This is a genomic window from Pseudomonas sp. FGI182, from assembly GCF_000511325.1.
In the GTDB taxonomy this organism is placed as follows: domain Bacteria; phylum Pseudomonadota; class Gammaproteobacteria; order Pseudomonadales; family Pseudomonadaceae; genus Aquipseudomonas; species Aquipseudomonas putida_Z.
Genome location: NZ_CP007012.1, coordinates 1,473,085 through 1,490,427, shown reverse-complemented (window position 1 = coordinate 1,490,427; position 17,343 = coordinate 1,473,085). Strand labels below are relative to the sequence as shown.

The following is a 17,343-nucleotide window of genomic DNA, read 5'->3' as shown; positions in this document are numbered from 1 at the left end:
AAGGCCCCCACCCGTTCGTCGCATACGATGGTCATATTGATATCGTTGGCACGATGCCTGTATGACATCAAACAATCGTTTTATCAGATAAATAAATGCGATTTATGATCCAATAGCTCGATTATTATCACCAATTCGCTGGATCAGGGGGAAAAAAATCGTGCCATAATGGGATGTCATAATGATGACGAAATGATAAATTTGCGGCCTTAGGACAACCGCTTCGCTTGAAGGATCCGAGCCGAATGAATTTTTTTTCACCTCCTCCCACTGGCCAAGCCCGTTTTCGAACGTGCTACGCCAGCCAGGCCACCCTAGGCCGCACTGAGTAACACTCGAAATCGTCACCCGTAGCACCCGTTTCAGCCGCCTTGACTCACACAGAAGACCCTCGCCGTGTCCCTGAAGACCCTCATCGTATTTGGCACCCGCCCAGAAGCCATCAAAATGGCACCGCTGGCCCTCAAACTTGCCCAGGACGATCGTTTCGAGTCGCGCGTCTGCGTAACGGGGCAGCACCGCCAGATGCTTGACCAGGTTCTAGGGCTGTTCGAGATCAAGCCCGACTACGACTTGAACATCATGAAGCCCGGTCAGGACCTGACTGATGTGACCACTGCCATCCTGCAGGGTCTGAAACCTGTCCTGACCGAGTTCAAGCCAGATGTGGTGTTGGTGCACGGCGATACATCCACTACATTTGCAGCCAGCATCGCCGCCTATTACCAGCAGGTTCCGGTTGCCCATGTCGAGGCTGGCCTGCGTACTGGCAATATTTATTCCCCTTGGCCAGAAGAGGGCAACCGTAAACTAACTGGAGCACTTGCTTCACTGCACTTCGCACCTACCGAGACTTCGCGCGATAACCTGTTGAGAGAAGGAGTAAACCCTCAGAGCATTGCCGTGACAGGCAATACCGTGATCGATGCGCTCTTGCAGGTAGTCGCCAAGCTGGATACAAATGTTGAGCTCAAAGCACAATTCGCCTCACGCTTTGAATTTATACGCCCGGAACGCAAGTTAGTTCTGGTCACCGGGCACCGGCGAGAAAGCTTTGGTGACGGCTTCGAACGTATCTGCCAAGCCTTAGTACAGACTGCGCAACGCTTTCCTGACACTGAAATCGTCTACCCGGTGCATTTGAATCCTAATGTACGAGAGCCAGTCAATCGCTTATTAGGCGCTATCGACAATGTGCACCTGATTGAACCGCTCGATTACCTTCCCTTTGTCTATCTGATGAACCAGGCATATCTGATTCTCACTGATTCGGGTGGCATTCAAGAGGAGGCTCCTTCTCTAGGTAAGCCTGTACTGGTAATGCGTGAAACCACAGAGCGACCTGAGGCAGTTGCAGCCGGCACCGTAAAACTGGTGGGCACGAGTGTAAACGCAATTGTTGATGGATTAAATACTTTGCTGACCGATAACGATACATATAGAGCCATGAGCCAAACCTATAATCCATATGGAGATGGAAAAGCATGCTCGCGAATTATCGACTCCTTAAGCAAATTGGTTAAGAGGCAGTAAATGAATCTGGGCACCATCGCCGTGATTGGATTGGGCTACATTGGTTTGCCCACCGCAGCTGTATTGGCATCTCGAAAAATAAAAGTAGTAGGTATCGATGTCAACCTTCAGGCAGTAGAGGCGATCAATCGCGGCGAAGTTCATATCGTCGAGCCTGATCTCGACATGCTCGTGCATGCAGCTGTGACAGAGGGTTATCTACGTGCCACATCAGTAGCTGAACCAGCTGACGCATTTCTAATTGCGGTACCTACTCCCTTTAATGAAAAACATGAGCCGGATTTGTCTTTTATCAAAGCCGCGAGCAAAAGCATCGCGCCGATGTTGAAAAAAGGTAATCTGGTCGTGCTCGAATCCACCTCGCCAGTAGGAGCGACTGAGCAAATGGCCACCTGGCTGGCAGATGCTCGTCCGGATCTATCGTTCCCACAGGATGCAGGAGAGGCGTCGGATATTCGTATTGCGCATTGCCCCGAGCGTGTATTGCCAGGGCGTGTCCTGCGTGAGTTAGTACATAACGATAGAGTGATTGGTGGCATAACTGCGCGTTGCTCTGAAGTAGCTGCCAGCCTATATAATATATTCGTTGAAGCTGAGTGCGTCATTACCGACGCTCGTACTGCTGAAATGTGCAAGCTGACTGAGAACAGCTTTCGCGACGTCAATATTGCTTTCGCCAATGAACTGTCAGTTATTTGCGATAGATTAGGTGTCAATGTATGGGAGTTAATTCGCCTGGCGAATAGGCATCCGCGGGTAGATATATTAAAGCCTGGACCGGGAGTGGGAGGGCACTGTGTCGCAGTAGACCCCTGGTTTATTGTAAATCAGGCTCCCGAACTGTCTCCACTGATACGTACGGCGCGCGAAGTAAACGATGGGAAGCCAGCTTGGGTAATCAATAAGGCTCAGAGCCTGATCGATGAAGTAAGCTCTATTACTGGAAAAAAAAGAGAATCCATCCAGATAGCTTGTCTGGGCCTAGCCTTCAAAGCAGACATTGACGATTTACGTGAAAGCCCGGCATTGGCAATTACGCTCGAGCTTGCCAAGTTGTTTCCTGGACGAATAGTGGCAGTTGAGCCAAATATTGCGTTGGCTCCGGATATCTTGTTTGAAGCGGAGGTTCCTTTGATTGAGCTTACGGCGGCCATGGAGGCAGATATTCTATTGCTGCTGGTCGACCATAAGACCTTCTCGCCGCAGTTGTTCAACCTGCGGCAGGAGCAGCGGCTTTTGGATACGCGAGGCGTATTCGCCTAACGTCAGTTTCAATTATTATCTTTTCTATTGGGCGCGAGCCCGAATCAATTAACACGGAGTAAATAATGAAGCAGAGGCTTCTGGAAAAACTTAATGACAGGACTGGCGTCATCGGTATCGTCGGGCTTGGCTATGTAGGCCTACCCTTGGTGCTACGATATGCTGAGGTTGGCTACAAGGTAGTGGGTTTCGATATCGATCAATCGAAGATCGATCATATCGAAGGTGGCACCAGTTACATTGAGCACATTCCGGCAGCCTCTATCGCCCGCGCGGTAGAACAGGGCTTCAAGGCTACTACTGACTTCTCGCTTGCCAGTGAAGTAGACGCACTCATTCTCTGTGTGCCTACGCCGCTGAACAAATACCGTGAGCCAGATCTGAGTTACGTACTGGATACCACTGATTCGCTAGTCCCCCATCTCCGCGTCGGGCACGTGGTTTCATTAGAAAGCACGACTTACCCAGGCACCACGGAAGAAGAATTGCTACCGCGTATTGAATCGCGTGGCTACAAGGTGGGCGAAGATGTGTTCCTGGTTTACTCGCCAGAGCGTGAGGATCCGGGCAACCCGAATTTCACCACGCGTACAATCCCAAAAGTGTGCGGTGGGCATACCACTTCCTGCCAAGAGGTAGGGATGGCTCTGTACGGACAGGTTATCGATCATGTAGTACCTGTTTCCAGTACCCGTGCTGCTGAAATGACCAAGCTGCTCGAGAACATCCACCGAGCTGTGAATATCGGCTTGGTTAACGAAATGAAGATTGTAGCTGACAAGATGGATATCGATATTCACGAAGTCATCCGTGCGGCGGCAACCAAGCCCTTCGGTTTCGTACCCTATTATCCTGGGCCTGGCCTGGGTGGACATTGCATTCCTATTGACCCTTTCTACCTGACGTGGAAGGCCCGCGAATATGGTTTGCACACTCGTTTCATTGAGCTAGCCGGTGAGGTTAACTCAGCAATGCCTGACTACGTGATCTCCAAGTTGACAGGTGCACTCAACAATCGAGAGAAGTCTGTAAAAGGCAGCAAGATCCTGGTTCTCGGAATTGCATACAAGAAAAACGTAGATGACATGCGCGAATCTCCGTCTGTTTTCATGATGGAAAAGCTGCGTGAGCTTGGTGCTATTATAAATTACAGCGATCCGCACGTTCCGGTATTCCCCTACACGAAAGAACACAGCTTTGACTTGAGCACAGTGCCCCTGTCTGCGAAAAACATAGCATCGTATGACTGCGTTCTTCTTGCTACGGATCATGACTGCTTTGACTTTGAGCTTATAGGCTCTAGCGCTCAGCTCGTTATCGACTGTCGCGGGCGCTTTAAAACCACTGCAGACAATGTGGTGCGCGCTTAATATGAAAGACAATGTATTCGAGTTTAATTATCACGGTGCAGCCATAGCTTTTAAATTCCCCGAGCGATCGGATTATATAAAAGACAAAATTATTTCCAATGCAAACTTCTATGAAGAAGACCTGCTGAGCGAAATAAGTAGACTACCCATCGCTGAAGGTGCCTTCTGCGACGTGGGTGCCAATATTGGTAATCACAGTGTATTTTTCTCTCGGATACTGAGTCGAGATGTCTACTCCTTTGAGCCCGTCTTGGAAAGTTTCGGGCTTCTATCCGAGAATCTAAAGCTCAATGGAGTAGCATCCAAGGTTCATGCATTTAATGTTGCATTGGGCGCCAATGAAGGTTGCGGCGTCATGCATGTTCATGCAAGCAACCTGGGCGCGTCCAGGTTGACGGAAGAAGATGGCGGCGGTGTCAAAATATCGCAGCTGGATACCATGCTACCTACTGATTCCCGCATTGCGCTCATCAAGATTGATGTGGAAGGGTTTGAGTGCGCCGTACTGCGAGGAGCGGCCAATACGATAAAGCGTTGCAGGCCTGTGTTAGTTATCGAATCACAGTCAATCGTATCTTTTATTGAACTCAGTGCAGTCTTACGGGGGTATGGATATACACCCATTGGGCAAAAAGGGAACACTGCGACTGTCTTCTTTGTGCACGAAGATCATATGCCACTCTATCGGGATATGATTCCATTCCTTTCGCGAAACGATATAGACGAGGCTCGCCGCAGAGTTCAGGGACAACTGGAAGGCGTCAAGTCTAAAATCCTCTCTTCAATAAAGACCGTTGCTGAAAAAATTGAGCATGACGGTTCTGATCTTGCTGCTGATATTCAGCAACTAAAAGGTGCGAGCGCTGGCGTACAGCATTTGCTAGAGGGCGTTGTCGCCAACCTTAATGAACACTTGCGGGACGAACAGCGTTCGCGGGAACTGGAGAGTCGCTACAATAAGCTTGAATCCGAGTTCGAGCAACAAGTGGTCGCGCTCAAGGAACTCAATCATTCCTCGGACCGTAAGGTAGAAGCTTGCGAGCGGACCATTTCTGTCTTGGAGGTGAAGAATTCTGATCTCAAAGGGCAAGTAGACTTGTTAGAAAAGTCCGCTCTCTCTGCTAAGCAGGAGCTCGCAGAATGCGAACAGACTATTTCTGCTTTGAAGACAAACAACTCAGCACTTGAACATCAGGTACTGTTGCTTGAAGAGACCAGTCGTTCTTCCGAACAAGAGCTAGCGGCCTGCGAGCGAACCATTTCAGCTTTGAAGATGAATAACTCTGAGCTTGAAGGTCAAGTACTGCTACTCGAAGAGTTTAGCCGTACTTCTGAGGAAGAAATTGGCGCTTGCGAAGATACCATATCCACACTGAAGAAGCACAACACTGAACTCGAAGAAAAAGCTCTTACGCTTGAGCAACTTAGCCGGTCTTCTGAGCAAGAGTTAGCGGTGTGCGAACAGATTATTGCCACATTGAAAAAGCACAACACTGAACTCGAGGAGCAAGCTCTCACGCACGAGCAGCTTAGTCGTTCTTTTGAGCAGAAATTGGCAAACTCCGACCAAACCATTCTCACCTTAAATATGAACAACTCGAAACTTGAGCGACAAATACACTCCCTCCAAGAAAACAATGTTGTTTCCGAAAAAAAATTAGCATCTTTTGAGCAGACCATATCACATATAGAGATGAGCAATCAGGAACTGGCATCTCGCTTGAGACTTGAGCAAATAAAGTCGGAATTATTATACGCCGCGCTGGAGCGAAGCTTTAATAGCAAGCTACATAAATTGCAAACCAATATGTTCTCCTTGTCCAACAAGGCAACATTTGGTTTAGTCTCTACCCGAAAAAGCTGGGATGTTTTTTCGGGCCAGCTGGATAGACAAATCCGTGCAGCTCAGGAACGACAAGGTGTTGCACTGACCTGTGCAGTAGAACGGCCTTCAGATCTTCCACAACGCTCACCTGTGCTCGCACACGAACGCTCGCACAAAGCCACTTCGGCAGCGGCGCATAAAATACGGGTCGGTATTGCATCTATCGAAATCCGTAGAACGGCCTTGAGTCATGTCATAGACTGCCTTTATGACCAGGTTGATGAACTGTACATTTACCTGAATGATTATTCCTTTGTGCCGGACTTCCTGAAAAGGGAAAAGATTACCGTAATTCATGATCAAGGCGACGTTGGCGATCGTGGAAAATTCTATGGACTCATCGACTTTGAAGGATATTTCTTCACCTGTGATGATGACATCTCCTATCCTCCGTACTATGTCAAGCACTGTATCGATGGTATTGAGCGCTACGGCCGGAAGTCTGTAGTCGGATGGCATGGATCGCTTATTCTGCAGCCCTTTGAAGATTACTACACCCCAACATCCAGGCGTGTCTTGTCGTTCCGAGCGGGACGCCCCAAGGACACTGCAGTACACGTTCTGGGTACTGGATGCACTGCCTTCCACACCAGTACTATCCAGCTAAAATATGAAGATTTTAAAACATCTAATATGGCGGATATTTATTTTGCCCTGGTGGGTCAGGAGCAAAATATACCTTTCGTGGTCTTGAAGCACGACGCCGGTGAGGCGCTGCCTTTGGATATTCCAGATGACAAGGCCATTCATAAGGAATCCATGGCATCGACTGGTTCAAAAGCTGATACGAAAGCGTTGCAAAATAAGCTGGTTGCAGAACATGAAAGCTGGAACGCGCCCGTCGCCGATCTTGTTGTGCCACGCGATTCAAAGACTGTGGCTTATGTTGGCCGTGTTGATACAGAACGCTGGAAAAAAGGCGGCATCCTCAAGTCCGGTAAAATGATCATCAGCGCTCTGCGTCGATTCGGCCACAGGGTCATTCCCGTGGAGCTCGACACTGAATACAGCAGTCAGGTGTCCAGCATCAAAGATGCCGACATTGTCTGGATCTATCCTGGAGATCCAAATCGTCCAGATTTTCGCCTTGTAGAGCAACTGATTGAACATGCCGCAGGACGCGGTAAATCTGTTTTTGTCAACCTGTCTTTCAATGCGATGCCTGCTCGAACTGAGTGGATTATAGAGAAGCTCTCGGCCTGGAAACTTGCCTATGGCAATCGCGTGAAGGCCTGTGTGTTTACCAATACACTTAAAAGCCTTCCTTCCTTCGCTGAGCTTGAAGGCAATTTGGTTTGCCTGCCTAAAACCATTGACTTTGACGTAGACTTCCCCGCGCCGACATTTGGTTCTACCAAGGGGATATTCTTTGGCGACCTGCAAAAGTTGCTAAACAGGGAGTTGGTTGGCGGTGATATAGCTGACTGGCTTGACGCGCTACGAAAGGAGCTGCCAGGCGTTCCACTCTATGCCGTTCGTCAATATGGTGGGAACATTGACAGAGATTTGGGGCTTGAGGTTATACCTTACACCGTTGGCCAAGCGTGGGACGAGTTCATTTCATCTTGTCGCATCGTCACATGCTTAACGCCTCACGCCACGTTCGAAATGATACCTGTCGAGTCTGCCGGCTTAGGCATTCCTTCGATTTATCGACCGATGTTGCATGCTCACTCTGAAGCGCTTTCGGTTGCAGGAGTAGAAGTAAATAACATCGAAGAATTTGTCCATGCTTGCAAGTCTTTGTACAACGATGAAGCGATATGGAATAGTTACAGCACCGGTTCACGCCTGCGGGCACAAAGCCTTCATATAGATCACGTTTCTGCGTCTATTCATCAGCAGATGGTGATGGCTAGCCGCTGAGATAAAGGGTAAAAGCAATGGCGTTCAACAAGGAATTAAAGGCAAGAGGGTTGTTTGTAGCTGATCAGCACATACCCCGCTCGCCATTTCGATTTGAATCGAAAGTAACACTGGGCACCTGCGAAATACAGGCAGGTGTCAGTGTAGGCATGCACACTTATATCAATGATGGCTTTGTCCGCTCAAATGTTGTTATTGGCCGCTACTGCTCTATTGGTCGCAATGTGATAATTGGTTCAGGCCACCACGAAATGGGTTTTTTGTCTACAAGTTCATTTTTCCAGCCACCGCCAAATACAGGCTCCAGTATCAAGTTAGCGGATTACAAAAAAAGAATCAGAGTGCAAATAGGGCATGATGTTTGGGTAGGAGATCGTGCAATAATTTTGTCTGGTGTCACGGTCGGTAATGGCGCCGTTATTGCTGCTGGCTCGATTGTGACGAAAGACGTTGCTGACTATTCGGTTGTCGCTGGCGTTCCTGCAAAAGCGTTGAAATGGCGATTCGAGGATGAGACCGTTCGTGACCGGCTGTGCAAAGTACGCTGGCATGAATTTGATCCGGAAAGACTCAAGGCCCTGGACATTTCCAACATCCATGAAACCTTGGATACGCTGGAGTCTTGGCCGGATGATTGGCGGACCGCGAAAATTAGCCGGCATGTGCTGCTGTGAGACCGTCCGTGCAAGATAGACTGATAAGAGTGATAAAAAGGGTCGGCGACTACGCGCTAGACCTTGCATTTGGTTTATTTTGCCTGCGCAAAAGAACATACAGCGACGATGTGTACATTTTTTTGGCAATAAATGGCGCTGGTCTTGGCCATTTGACCAGAGCACTCGGTATCGCAAAGGCGCTGAAGCGTAAGAGACCTGATAGTAAAATCATATTTCTCACCACCAGCATCGGTGTGCCCTTGGTTGTTCGTCAAGGGTTTACCTGTTTTCATGTGCCACCTTTTGCCCTGGCGGGAGATGTAGGTTCGCGCGAATGGAATGGATTATTCTTTTCCCAGCTCTCAAGCCTGATTTCGCTGTATCGCCCGTCCAAAGTTGTATTTGACGGAACTGCCCCTTACGAGGGGCTGTTAAGAGCGATGCGACGATTCCCGGCGATCAAGTATGTCTGGATAAAAAGAGGGCTTTACAAGAGCGCGGCCCTTGATGAGAAACTAAAAAAGCATGTAAAGCGCTTTTCTTCCGTTATTATCCCCGGCGAAGTTGGTGATGAAACGTCAGCCCCAAACGAAAATGTGGTATTTGTACCACCCATTGTAATGTGTGGGTCTGATGAGGTTTTGCCCGCCGAGATTGCGATAGAGCGACTCGGATTGCTACCAAGCAAGAAAAGAGTACTTATTCAACTCGGAGCCGGAAATATCAATGATATTTCCGGCCAATTGGGGCAGGTCGTTTCATTCTTTAACGACCGTAGCGATGTGGAAGTCTGTGTCGCTCACTCGCCTATTTCTCTAAACCAGTTATTTCTTCCTAACGTGAAGAATATCGAAGTCTACCCGATGAGTTGGTATTTCTCGGCCTTCGATCTGGTGGTGTGTGCCGCAGGCTATAATTCGGTCTGCGAGATCGTTTATCACAAGGTTCCGGCAATCCTTATCCCCAACGTGTCTACAAAATCTGATGATCAAGTGACACGAGCGAAGATGGCGGCACTATTTGGAACCTTGGCGCTCAACGAGCCGCTGGATAGAAGCGAGTTTCTCAACTGCGTTAGCCAGCTTTTTGATGGACAAAATAACAATACTGCCAGCCGGACAGAATGCCGGATGGTGAATGGGGCGGACAACGCCTCTCATGTCATACTTAACATTTAGTGAGTAAAATTGATGTCTTCTGCGCTTGTTTTCAGACGCGACATTGCAGGGCTAAGGGCTGTTGCGGTTATTGGCGTATTGCTATTCCATCTCGGCTTCTCTTGGATTCCCGGTGGATTTGCAGGGGTTGATGTTTTTTTTGTAATTTCTGGCTATCTGATTACCAGTATATTACTGCGTGAGGCTGCATCCAAAAGCTTCACGTTCTCTGACTTCTATTTGCGCCGGGTAAAACGATTACTTCCTGCCGCTTTGGTAGTAATGGTATCCAGTTTGTTTGCCGGCTATTTCTTGCTGGCCCCTGCGGCATTTGAAAACTTGGCCTCCAGCGCCCTGTACGCATCATTTTTTTCTGCGAACATATATTTCTACATGAATTCGGGTTACTTTGACCCAAGTTCTGAAGAATCGCCACTCTTACACATGTGGTCGCTGGGAGTGGAAGAGCAGTTTTATATATTTTTCCCTCTAATTATTATTGCGCTTCTTTCCCGGAGCCGACGCGCGGCCTTCATCGGAATCGCATCGCTTTTCATTACGTCTTTTATAGTTTGCTTGATCATGGCCGTTCAGGATCCGATGTTCGGGTTCTACATGTTCCCGATGCGGGCTTGGGAACTGGGTGTCGGATGCCTTCTTGCTTTTTCAGCTGGCAGCTCCGCCCCGAATCGAGTGAGAGAAGGCCTAGTACTGTTGGGTTTGGCATTGATTCTCGGGGCAATGCTGTTGTTGGATAAAGGGCTTTCCTATCCAAGTTACTGGGCTGCAGCTCCAGTGCTGGGGACTGCGTTGCTGATTCACTTTGGTCGTAATGTGGCATTAAGTGAGCGCTGCCTTGGCGCTTGGCCAATGCAATTTGTAGGCAACATTTCGTACTCTGTTTATTTGTGGCATTGGCCTCTGATTGTTTTCTATCGCACCTATTGGTCTGGAAAGGAACTTTCCTCCGCAGAAGCGATAGCGATTTTCTGCCTGAGTCTACTCATGGGGTGGCTGTCTTGGCGGTTTGTAGAGGAAAAAGTTCGTAAGACTTCTTTCAAGCCTCAATTTGTTGTTAGTGCTGCTACCTTGGCTACCTGCACACTGGTTCTTCTGGCAGGGTCTGTACTGCTATCGAACGGCTTTGAAAGCCGAGTCGCAAGAAACACTGTTGAACTTACAGATGTCAAAAAGATGTGGGATTGGCCTTGTGTGGAACAAAAACTTGTTCCGGGCGCCGGGCCAAGCTGCGTGATTGGGGCTAGCTGGAACGGCGCTGCGAAGCGGGGAGTTGTTTGGGGTGATAGCCATTCTGAACACTTTGCTGCCATTTTGGATCTGGTAGCTCGCAAGAAAAATATCTCTATCGTCATTGCTCCGCGCTCCTGCCCGCCTTACCTGAATACAAGCTACGTTGGTTATAATCGACCAGACAACCCACTTTTTGGCGAGCGCTGCACGACGAAGCAGAAGTTAATGTCTAAATGGATTAATGAAACCAAGGATCTTGACTTCATTATAATGGCCGCTGCCTGGAGCGGTCATGGTGATAGCCTTGTATCACTTTCAGCAGATGATAACAGGCGCGGCCCTGTGTTGATGTACGACGCCTTCACCGAGCTTCTTGGTCACTTGAAGCTTGACGGACGAAAATTGCTTTTCCTTGGTGAGGTGCCGAGACTGGATAGTAATTACAACGCCTGCGCTGCGGCCTCTTTGAGCATTCCATTCCGCCATTGTAATTATGATTTCCGCCACATGAATTACGGAAAGATTTCTGCTAGGCATGAACCTTATAATAGTGTTTTGACACAACTGGCGTCGGATTGGGGAGCAAAAGTCCTGCTCCCAAGTAAGGTGATGTGCACCCCTACTAACTGTGGAACTATTTTCGCGGGCGAGTTCGTATACCGGGATAACAATCATTTGCGTAGGAACTTAAAGCCTGAAACGAACGCGGCGCTCGCCAACATCATTGGTCTCGATGATTTTGTAGACAAGCTTTAGTATTTTCCGCAGGGGCTATTTTTAGTAGCCCCTGCCTTTGCACAGGGTAAAACACCAGCGTCATTATGGCTATAGGGTAGTAAAGATGAAAGGTTTGTGGTTGACCTCAGTGCTGAGCTCCTTCTTTCAGTGGTCGGTATCATTACTGAATAAACTTCTGCGCGGGGCAACACTCTGCACGTTATTGGTTTTATTTCTTTCCATTGTGTCTCAATTGTTTTTGATGGCGTCATTTTTATTACCATTAAAAGTCATCATATTAATTGGCTCAGAAGGCATGCCGGGTTACTTTCCAAGCGCATTACGAGCCTATGAGAAGAATCATGTTGTTCTATTTCTCGTAGCCCTGTCTGTAGTCTTTTATTTCTTATATTGGGCAAGTGAGCGTCTGATTCATATCTCCTCTGACAAAGGTGCGGCAACACTTTTATCTCGCAGTCGCAAACTGATTATCTTTCCCAATCAGCGAGACCTTGCGAAGAGTTTTTTTCATCGTTACACCGGCATGCTGTCTGCATTTATTTTCTGCTTAATCGCATTTTGCTGTGTGGCTTTTGTTTTTGGTGCACTGGCACTATTTCTCACTGGGCTTGTTCTTACGATAGCATTGACATTAGCGCTTTTTCTCCAGTACTCCGAGTCCTTAAGAGAGATTGTTTACCGAAGCAGAGTGGTGATTTTTAACGCCGCTGCGGCGCTCATGTTCATGACCGGATTCTGCTTTATCGTCGTAGACTTCCTGTTGGGAGGGGGCGTGCCAGGTTATGTCGCAATCATTGCGCTTCTTCTGGTTAGGCAGATGTTTTTCCGCGCCTCTCAAGGCGTATTGGACGGTATGTCGCTGTCGTCGCAGCGGGAGCAAATCAACGCGCTCTTCTTCCACTCGCACTCTTATTCCGCCCGTAATGCTGTTTTTGACCGCCCAGGTTTTTGGGAATTGCTGGGGCAAAAGAACACCGTGATGATTGAGTCGGTCGTGCAGGATGTCACTGGACGAGAAGCGAGTGTCGTGGATTTTAAATGGCGCGAAGTTGGATGCTTTGGCGTGTTGGGCTTTGAGGCAAAGTGCCTGATAGATGGCAAACCAAAATTATTTGTTGCAAAGGTGTTCGAGCCAAGCCGAGAGGGCTTGCTCATGCACGAGCAAGCGCTTCTTTCGGTTGTTGATCAACATTTCCCTTCATTCTCGTTTTTAGGCAGCACCGTATTTGAAGAATTCAAGGTAAGTGTTTTCTCCGCCTATCCTTCAAGGGATATCGTATTGGCCGAACAAAACCTTTGTGGCCTGGAGGTATTAGCTGAGCTTTGGTCGCGGCCACCACCTGATACATTGGTGGATATGCATGCTCGCTCGAAGCCCACGATTTCTGTACGTGCGGCCGACATTGATTTTAGCCTTTTGAGATTAGCAGCTTATTCCGAACACGAGTCGGAAATGGTGGATCGTTGTGCTAGCTGGATGCCTGACATACTGGACTTTATGCAGAGCATGCCTCTTTCCATTTTCAATCCCGAGTTGAGCTTGGCATCCATGCGACGCACCGAAAATCAGGTTATTGTTTCGCATTGGGGAGCGTGGTCCATCGAACCCATTGGCGTGGGATGGTTCTTCAAAGATAGCAGCTATCGGTTTCTAAGCGAATGGCTGCAGTTCGCCAAGCAGCGACGACCTGAACTCGAGACACTGACTGAGGCACAAGTAACCTTGGTCTCCCTTATCTCAGCCTTGGATTTCTATTATCGCCGGCAGTCGTTTAGAAGTGCTATCGAATTACTTCCCAATATCTTGTCTGCGGCCGAGACATTTCTCGTTGAAGCTTGATGCCACTTAAACGAATGGTTTCCTTGGAGGGATAATGGCAACAGTTTCAATGATCGTGTGGAACGATTTTCTCAATGATGCTCGAGTTCTCAAAGAGGCCGAAACTCTGCAGAGCATGGGGCATGAGGTGACGGTCTTTGCACTGCACACGCAAGGCGTGACTTCTCGCACTCAAGTTTTGAGCAGTCAGATCAAGATAGTTCGTATTCCACGCAGCCTATTTTCTCGGCCAAATAGACTTCCAAGGCGTTCGGGCGTGGCGATCGATCAAATGGGATTTTTTGGGCGAATGTCTCGAATAGCGGCAAGGCTATGGACGCATGGCATGTTGTGTTGGCATATGGCTCGCAGACGCGCTGATGTAGTACACGCTCATGATGTCAATGTACTCCCGACCGCATGGCTAGCGGCCCGTTTGAGCAACGCGAGGCTTGTGTACGACGCTCACGAAATTAGCACCGGGAGAGAAGGCTATGCCAATTTCCGAACGCTGGTAGCGAACATCGAACGGGCCTTGATGCCACGAGCACAAGGCACCATCACCACTACTGACGCTCGAGCCAAGTTTTTTGCAAGGGCCTATGGTGTTGCGCGTCCAATTGTTCTGCAGAACCGACCGCGCTTCCAGGCGGTGCAGGCTTCGAATCGTATTCGCAGCGAACTCGAGCTCAAGCAACCTTGGCCTATCGTTCTGTATCAAGGAGGCTTGCAGCAAGGACGCGGGCTCGAGCGCCTTGTTCGGGTAGCGGCTCAGGTACCGAACGCATACTTCATCTTCATCGGCGGAGGACGACTCGATGCAAGTTTGCGGTCCATCGCTGCAGAGCTGGGTCTAGAGGAACGGGTGTGCTTTATTCCAACCGTGGCTCTGGCAGAGCTGCCCAGTTATACCGCATCGGCAGACATCGGCGTTCAGCCCATCGAAAATACCTGTTTGAACCACTACACCACTGATTCGAACAAGCTGTTCGAGTATGTGCAGGCTGGTTTGCCAGTGGTGGCCTCCGACCTACCGGAAATTCGTCGGGTAGTGAAAAGCCATGATCTTGGCCTGCTAGTACCTCCTGGAGACAACGATACTCTGGCCGCGGCACTCCGAACTTTAGTTGAGGACGACGCCAGGCGTATGCGTTATGCCGAGAATTCACGCGCTGCCGCTGCCGTATTGAACTGGGAGGCGCAGGAGAATGATCTGCTGGCGCTCTATACGCGGGTGCTTGGGCCAACGGAGGGCTGACTAAATGCGTCCAGTGACAAAACGAATCCTCTTTCTCAGTTTCTTTTATCCCCCGGATCTTTCGGCTGGTTCATTTCGCTCTGCAGCGCTAGTGAAGGCGCTGCGTTCGCAGGGGGGGGATCGGGTGCATCTCGATGTGGTGACCACCCGGCCAAACCGTTACAACACCTTCAAACGCGAGGCAGATAGCAGCGAACAGCATGACGGCTTGCATATCCGACGAATTGTTCTACCGAAGAACAAAGGAGGACTGCTGGGGCAGGCTTGGTCGTTCCTATATTTTGCTATCGTGGCATTCCGGTTCGCGCGTGCCAGGAAATACGACGCGGTGTTCGCGACATCGTCTCGCTTGATGACTGCTGTGCTTGGGGCGTTCATAGCTGCTTGCAAAGGAGTACAGCTGTACCTCGACATCCGCGATATCTTTGTTGAGACGCTGGCAGGCGTGTTCAATGCTACCGTCTGGCGACCGGTGGTATGGCTGTTCTCGATGTTGGAGCGTTGGGTCATACGACGAGCAACTATCGTCAATCTTGTTTCGCCCGGTTTTTTGCCTTATTTCCAGTCTCGTTACCCGGATGGAAGATTTTCGTTATTCCCCAACGGGGTGGACGCAGATTTCATCGAGCCACTTGGCTGCACCGACAAAGGCCGAGTAAAAGGTGAGCCTTTGCGCGTGCTATATGCTGGCAACATTGGTGACGGACAGGGACTGCATCTAATCCTGCCTGCCTTGGCAGAGCAGTTGCGAGGAAGGGTCAGGTTTCAGGTCATCGGTGATGGCAGGCACTTCAGCAGTCTTCGTGATGCACTTAGTCTGCGCCAGCTCGACAATGTCGAATTACTGGCACCCGTACCACGGCAGCAAATCAAGCTGTTCTATGAACAGGCCGATGTGCTCTTTCTGCACTTGAACGACTTGCAGGCTTTCAAGCGAGTATTGCCATCAAAGCTGTTTGAATACGCAGCGTCAGGAAAACCAATATGGGCGGGGGTTAGCGGATTTTCTACTGATTTTATTAGCAAGGAAGTCGCCAATGCTGCTGTTTTTCCCTCGTGTGATGTAGCTTGCGCGATTGAAGCTTTCGAGGCGGTGCATTTAGCTAGCGTCGACCGCCGGCAATTCGTTGAACGTTACGGCCGCGAGCGTATCATGGGGGAGATGGCACGTGAGATAATGGCGATGGCCGGATCGACCTGATCCGAAGTTCATCGACGCGGTCGAGAAAGGGTAAAAGTTTACGCTAGAGTCTGAAACGTTCGAGTAACCTTCAACTCATCGACTCCGTACGAAACACTATGCCACCAGGGTATCTCTGGCTTGTTCCATGCGCGGCTTGAGGCATCTATTTCGTACAGAGCCTTGGGTAGGATGAATCTCCAGCCCACAAGTAATACAGGCTGGAGCCAGCGTTTACCAATTGACGATTGATACCTCTTCATTCGGAGGTGTGAATACGACCCCAGCCCGGTAGCCGTAGCTATCGCCCTTTTTAAACTCGAAGCCGTTGGGCCTGGTTGACAGGTCTGCCAGTACAACACCGAGATACCATCTAGAGTACTGGCTGCCTCTTATGAGCATTTGACGATCGTCCACGTAACGGACATCGCCGTCTTTGTATCCGCGATCCATCCAAAGCATCATGCCGCCATGCTCAGCGCTCTCAAAGGATGCTGCCCAGACACTGGGGTTTTGCGATTTTGGTCCAGTATTAAAATCAGCATCAACGTATGGTTCGGTTGAGACTTCTGAGCCATAGGATGTCCGCTGGCCTTTGAACCCGGTGGTGATAGGTTGAAGCGCGTAATCGACAACAACCCCTACATTCTCAAGAGCGGTATTGCCGGTATCAATATAAATCCCACCATCACGAAACTCGATTACAAACTGCTGACGCATCACCAGGCGCCCAGATTCCTTTGTATTGAAACCAGCAATATCGTTTGTCACATACACTGTAATATCTTTAGCCTTACCTCTTCCAGGCGCATCTTTTTCAGCACCATCCACAACAATCTGGAAGTTGGTGTTTTTTGCTGTCGGCCTGCCGTCCGCAGCTCCTGTAGAACCATGGCTGCCACCCGTAAACGCCCGGGGGCCTTTATCGTAATTCTCGAGGGCTTTTACAATCAGTGGCGGAAGCCAACCACTATCGGAGCGATTGACTAGCTTCCACTTACCGAAAACGTCTCCATTTTTCTGTCGATGTTCCACAGCACGTATATTTGGCAGATTATTTACACCCAGGCGCTGAAGTGTAATTCTATAGCTGTGATCGCCATCATCCCACCAAACCCGCAGAATTTTTTCATCCCTGAGATCCCAGCCAAGATCAGAAATTCCTCTTTCTTTTTTCTCGCCGGATACAGACCAGAAGTCATTACCTTTGAACGGTGGCAAGTCACTTTTAGGCAATGAAACTATTACTAATACTGCGATCGCTAATGCAGTAGCAAAAACTAAAGTCTTTTTTTTCACGAATTGCTCTTCCAGAAATGGCCCCTCCCGGGCCTTGCAGTCGCAATACTATCCTTTGGAACGAGGAT

General features: G+C 49.2%; 11 protein-coding genes. 10 read left to right on the top strand and 1 reads right to left on the bottom strand.

What is annotated here, in order from left to right; genetic code table 11:
* Positions 1 to 396 precede the first annotated feature (396 nt).
* The 10 genes from wecB to C163_RS06655 all read left to right on the top strand — a co-directional run bounded on the left by wecB (position 397) and on the right by C163_RS06655 (position 15,997).
* Complete coding sequence (gene wecB, locus C163_RS06695; protein WP_025338138.1) at positions 397 to 1,533, top strand: non-hydrolyzing UDP-N-acetylglucosamine 2-epimerase; 1,137 nt, start codon at positions 397 to 399, stop codon at positions 1,531 to 1,533.
* Positions 1,534 to 2,796 carry a UDP-N-acetyl-D-mannosamine dehydrogenase gene (gene wecC, locus C163_RS06690; protein WP_025338137.1) on the top strand — a complete coding sequence of 421 codons (1,263 nt, stop codon included), beginning with the start codon at positions 1,534 to 1,536 and terminating at the stop codon, positions 2,794 to 2,796.
* A gap of 65 nt (positions 2,797 to 2,861) precedes the next feature.
* On the top strand, positions 2,862 to 4,166 hold the full coding sequence (locus tag C163_RS06685) for a nucleotide sugar dehydrogenase (protein ID WP_025338136.1): 1,305 nt from the start codon (positions 2,862 to 2,864) through the stop codon (positions 4,164 to 4,166).
* 1 nt (position 4,167) lies between these two features.
* A complete protein-coding gene (locus C163_RS06680; protein ID WP_038407984.1) occupies positions 4,168 to 7,917 on the top strand; it encodes an FkbM family methyltransferase in 3,750 nt (1,249 codons plus the stop codon).
* Positions 7,918 to 7,934: 17 nt separating this feature from the next.
* A complete protein-coding gene (locus C163_RS26250; RefSeq protein WP_081742242.1) occupies positions 7,935 to 8,591 on the top strand; it encodes a CatB-related O-acetyltransferase in 657 nt (218 codons plus the stop codon).
* An 8-nt stretch (positions 8,592 to 8,599) separates the two neighbouring features.
* Positions 8,600 to 9,751: a glycosyltransferase gene (locus tag C163_RS27060; RefSeq protein WP_155951610.1), complete on the top strand. Its 1,152-nt coding sequence runs from the start codon at positions 8,600 to 8,602 to the stop codon at positions 9,749 to 9,751.
* Positions 9,752 to 9,763: 12 nt separating this feature from the next.
* Positions 9,764 to 11,737 carry an acyltransferase family protein gene (locus C163_RS26245; protein WP_081742241.1) on the top strand — a complete coding sequence of 658 codons (1,974 nt, stop codon included), beginning with the start codon at positions 9,764 to 9,766 and terminating at the stop codon, positions 11,735 to 11,737.
* Between the two features lie 85 nt (positions 11,738 to 11,822).
* Positions 11,823 to 13,559, top strand: coding sequence for a hypothetical protein (locus C163_RS06665; RefSeq protein WP_155951609.1), 1,737 nt, complete (start codon positions 11,823 to 11,825; stop codon positions 13,557 to 13,559).
* 49 nt (positions 13,560 to 13,608) lie between these two features.
* Positions 13,609 to 14,796, top strand: a complete 1,188-nt coding sequence (locus C163_RS06660) for a glycosyltransferase family 4 protein (RefSeq protein ID WP_256220390.1) — start codon at positions 13,609 to 13,611, stop codon at positions 14,794 to 14,796.
* A gap of 4 nt (positions 14,797 to 14,800) precedes the next feature.
* Positions 14,801 to 15,997, top strand: coding sequence for a glycosyltransferase family 4 protein (locus tag C163_RS06655; RefSeq protein ID WP_038407981.1), 1,197 nt, complete (start codon positions 14,801 to 14,803; stop codon positions 15,995 to 15,997).
* A 213-nt stretch (positions 15,998 to 16,210) separates the two neighbouring features.
* Here the strand turns inward: C163_RS06655 and C163_RS27055 are convergent, their stop codons facing one another.
* Positions 16,211 to 17,275 carry a hypothetical protein gene (locus C163_RS27055; protein WP_155951608.1) on the bottom strand — a complete coding sequence of 355 codons (1,065 nt, stop codon included), beginning with the start codon at positions 17,273 to 17,275 and terminating at the stop codon, positions 16,211 to 16,213.
* Between the last annotated feature and the right edge of the window lie 68 nt (positions 17,276 to 17,343).

Bases quoted from the DNA above. Each gene is read 5' to 3' on its own strand.
- C163_RS06685 (WP_025338136.1), top strand. From the start codon at position 2,862: ATGAAGCAGAGGCTTCTGGAAAAACTTAATGACAGGACTGGCGTCATC.
- C163_RS06655 (WP_038407981.1), top strand. From the start codon at position 14,801: ATGCGTCCAGTGACAAAACGAATCCTCTTTCTCAGTTTCTTTTATCCC.
- wecC (WP_025338137.1), top strand. From the start codon at position 1,534: ATGAATCTGGGCACCATCGCCGTGATTGGATTGGGCTACATTGGTTTG.
- C163_RS06660 (WP_256220390.1), top strand. From the start codon at position 13,609: ATGATCGTGTGGAACGATTTTCTCAATGATGCTCGAGTTCTCAAAGAG.
- C163_RS06680 (WP_038407984.1), top strand. From the start codon at position 4,168: ATGAAAGACAATGTATTCGAGTTTAATTATCACGGTGCAGCCATAGCT.
- C163_RS06665 (WP_155951609.1), top strand. From the start codon at position 11,823: ATGAAAGGTTTGTGGTTGACCTCAGTGCTGAGCTCCTTCTTTCAGTGG.
- C163_RS26250 (WP_081742242.1), top strand. From the start codon at position 7,935: ATGGCGTTCAACAAGGAATTAAAGGCAAGAGGGTTGTTTGTAGCTGAT.
- C163_RS26245 (WP_081742241.1), top strand. From the start codon at position 9,764: ATGTCTTCTGCGCTTGTTTTCAGACGCGACATTGCAGGGCTAAGGGCT.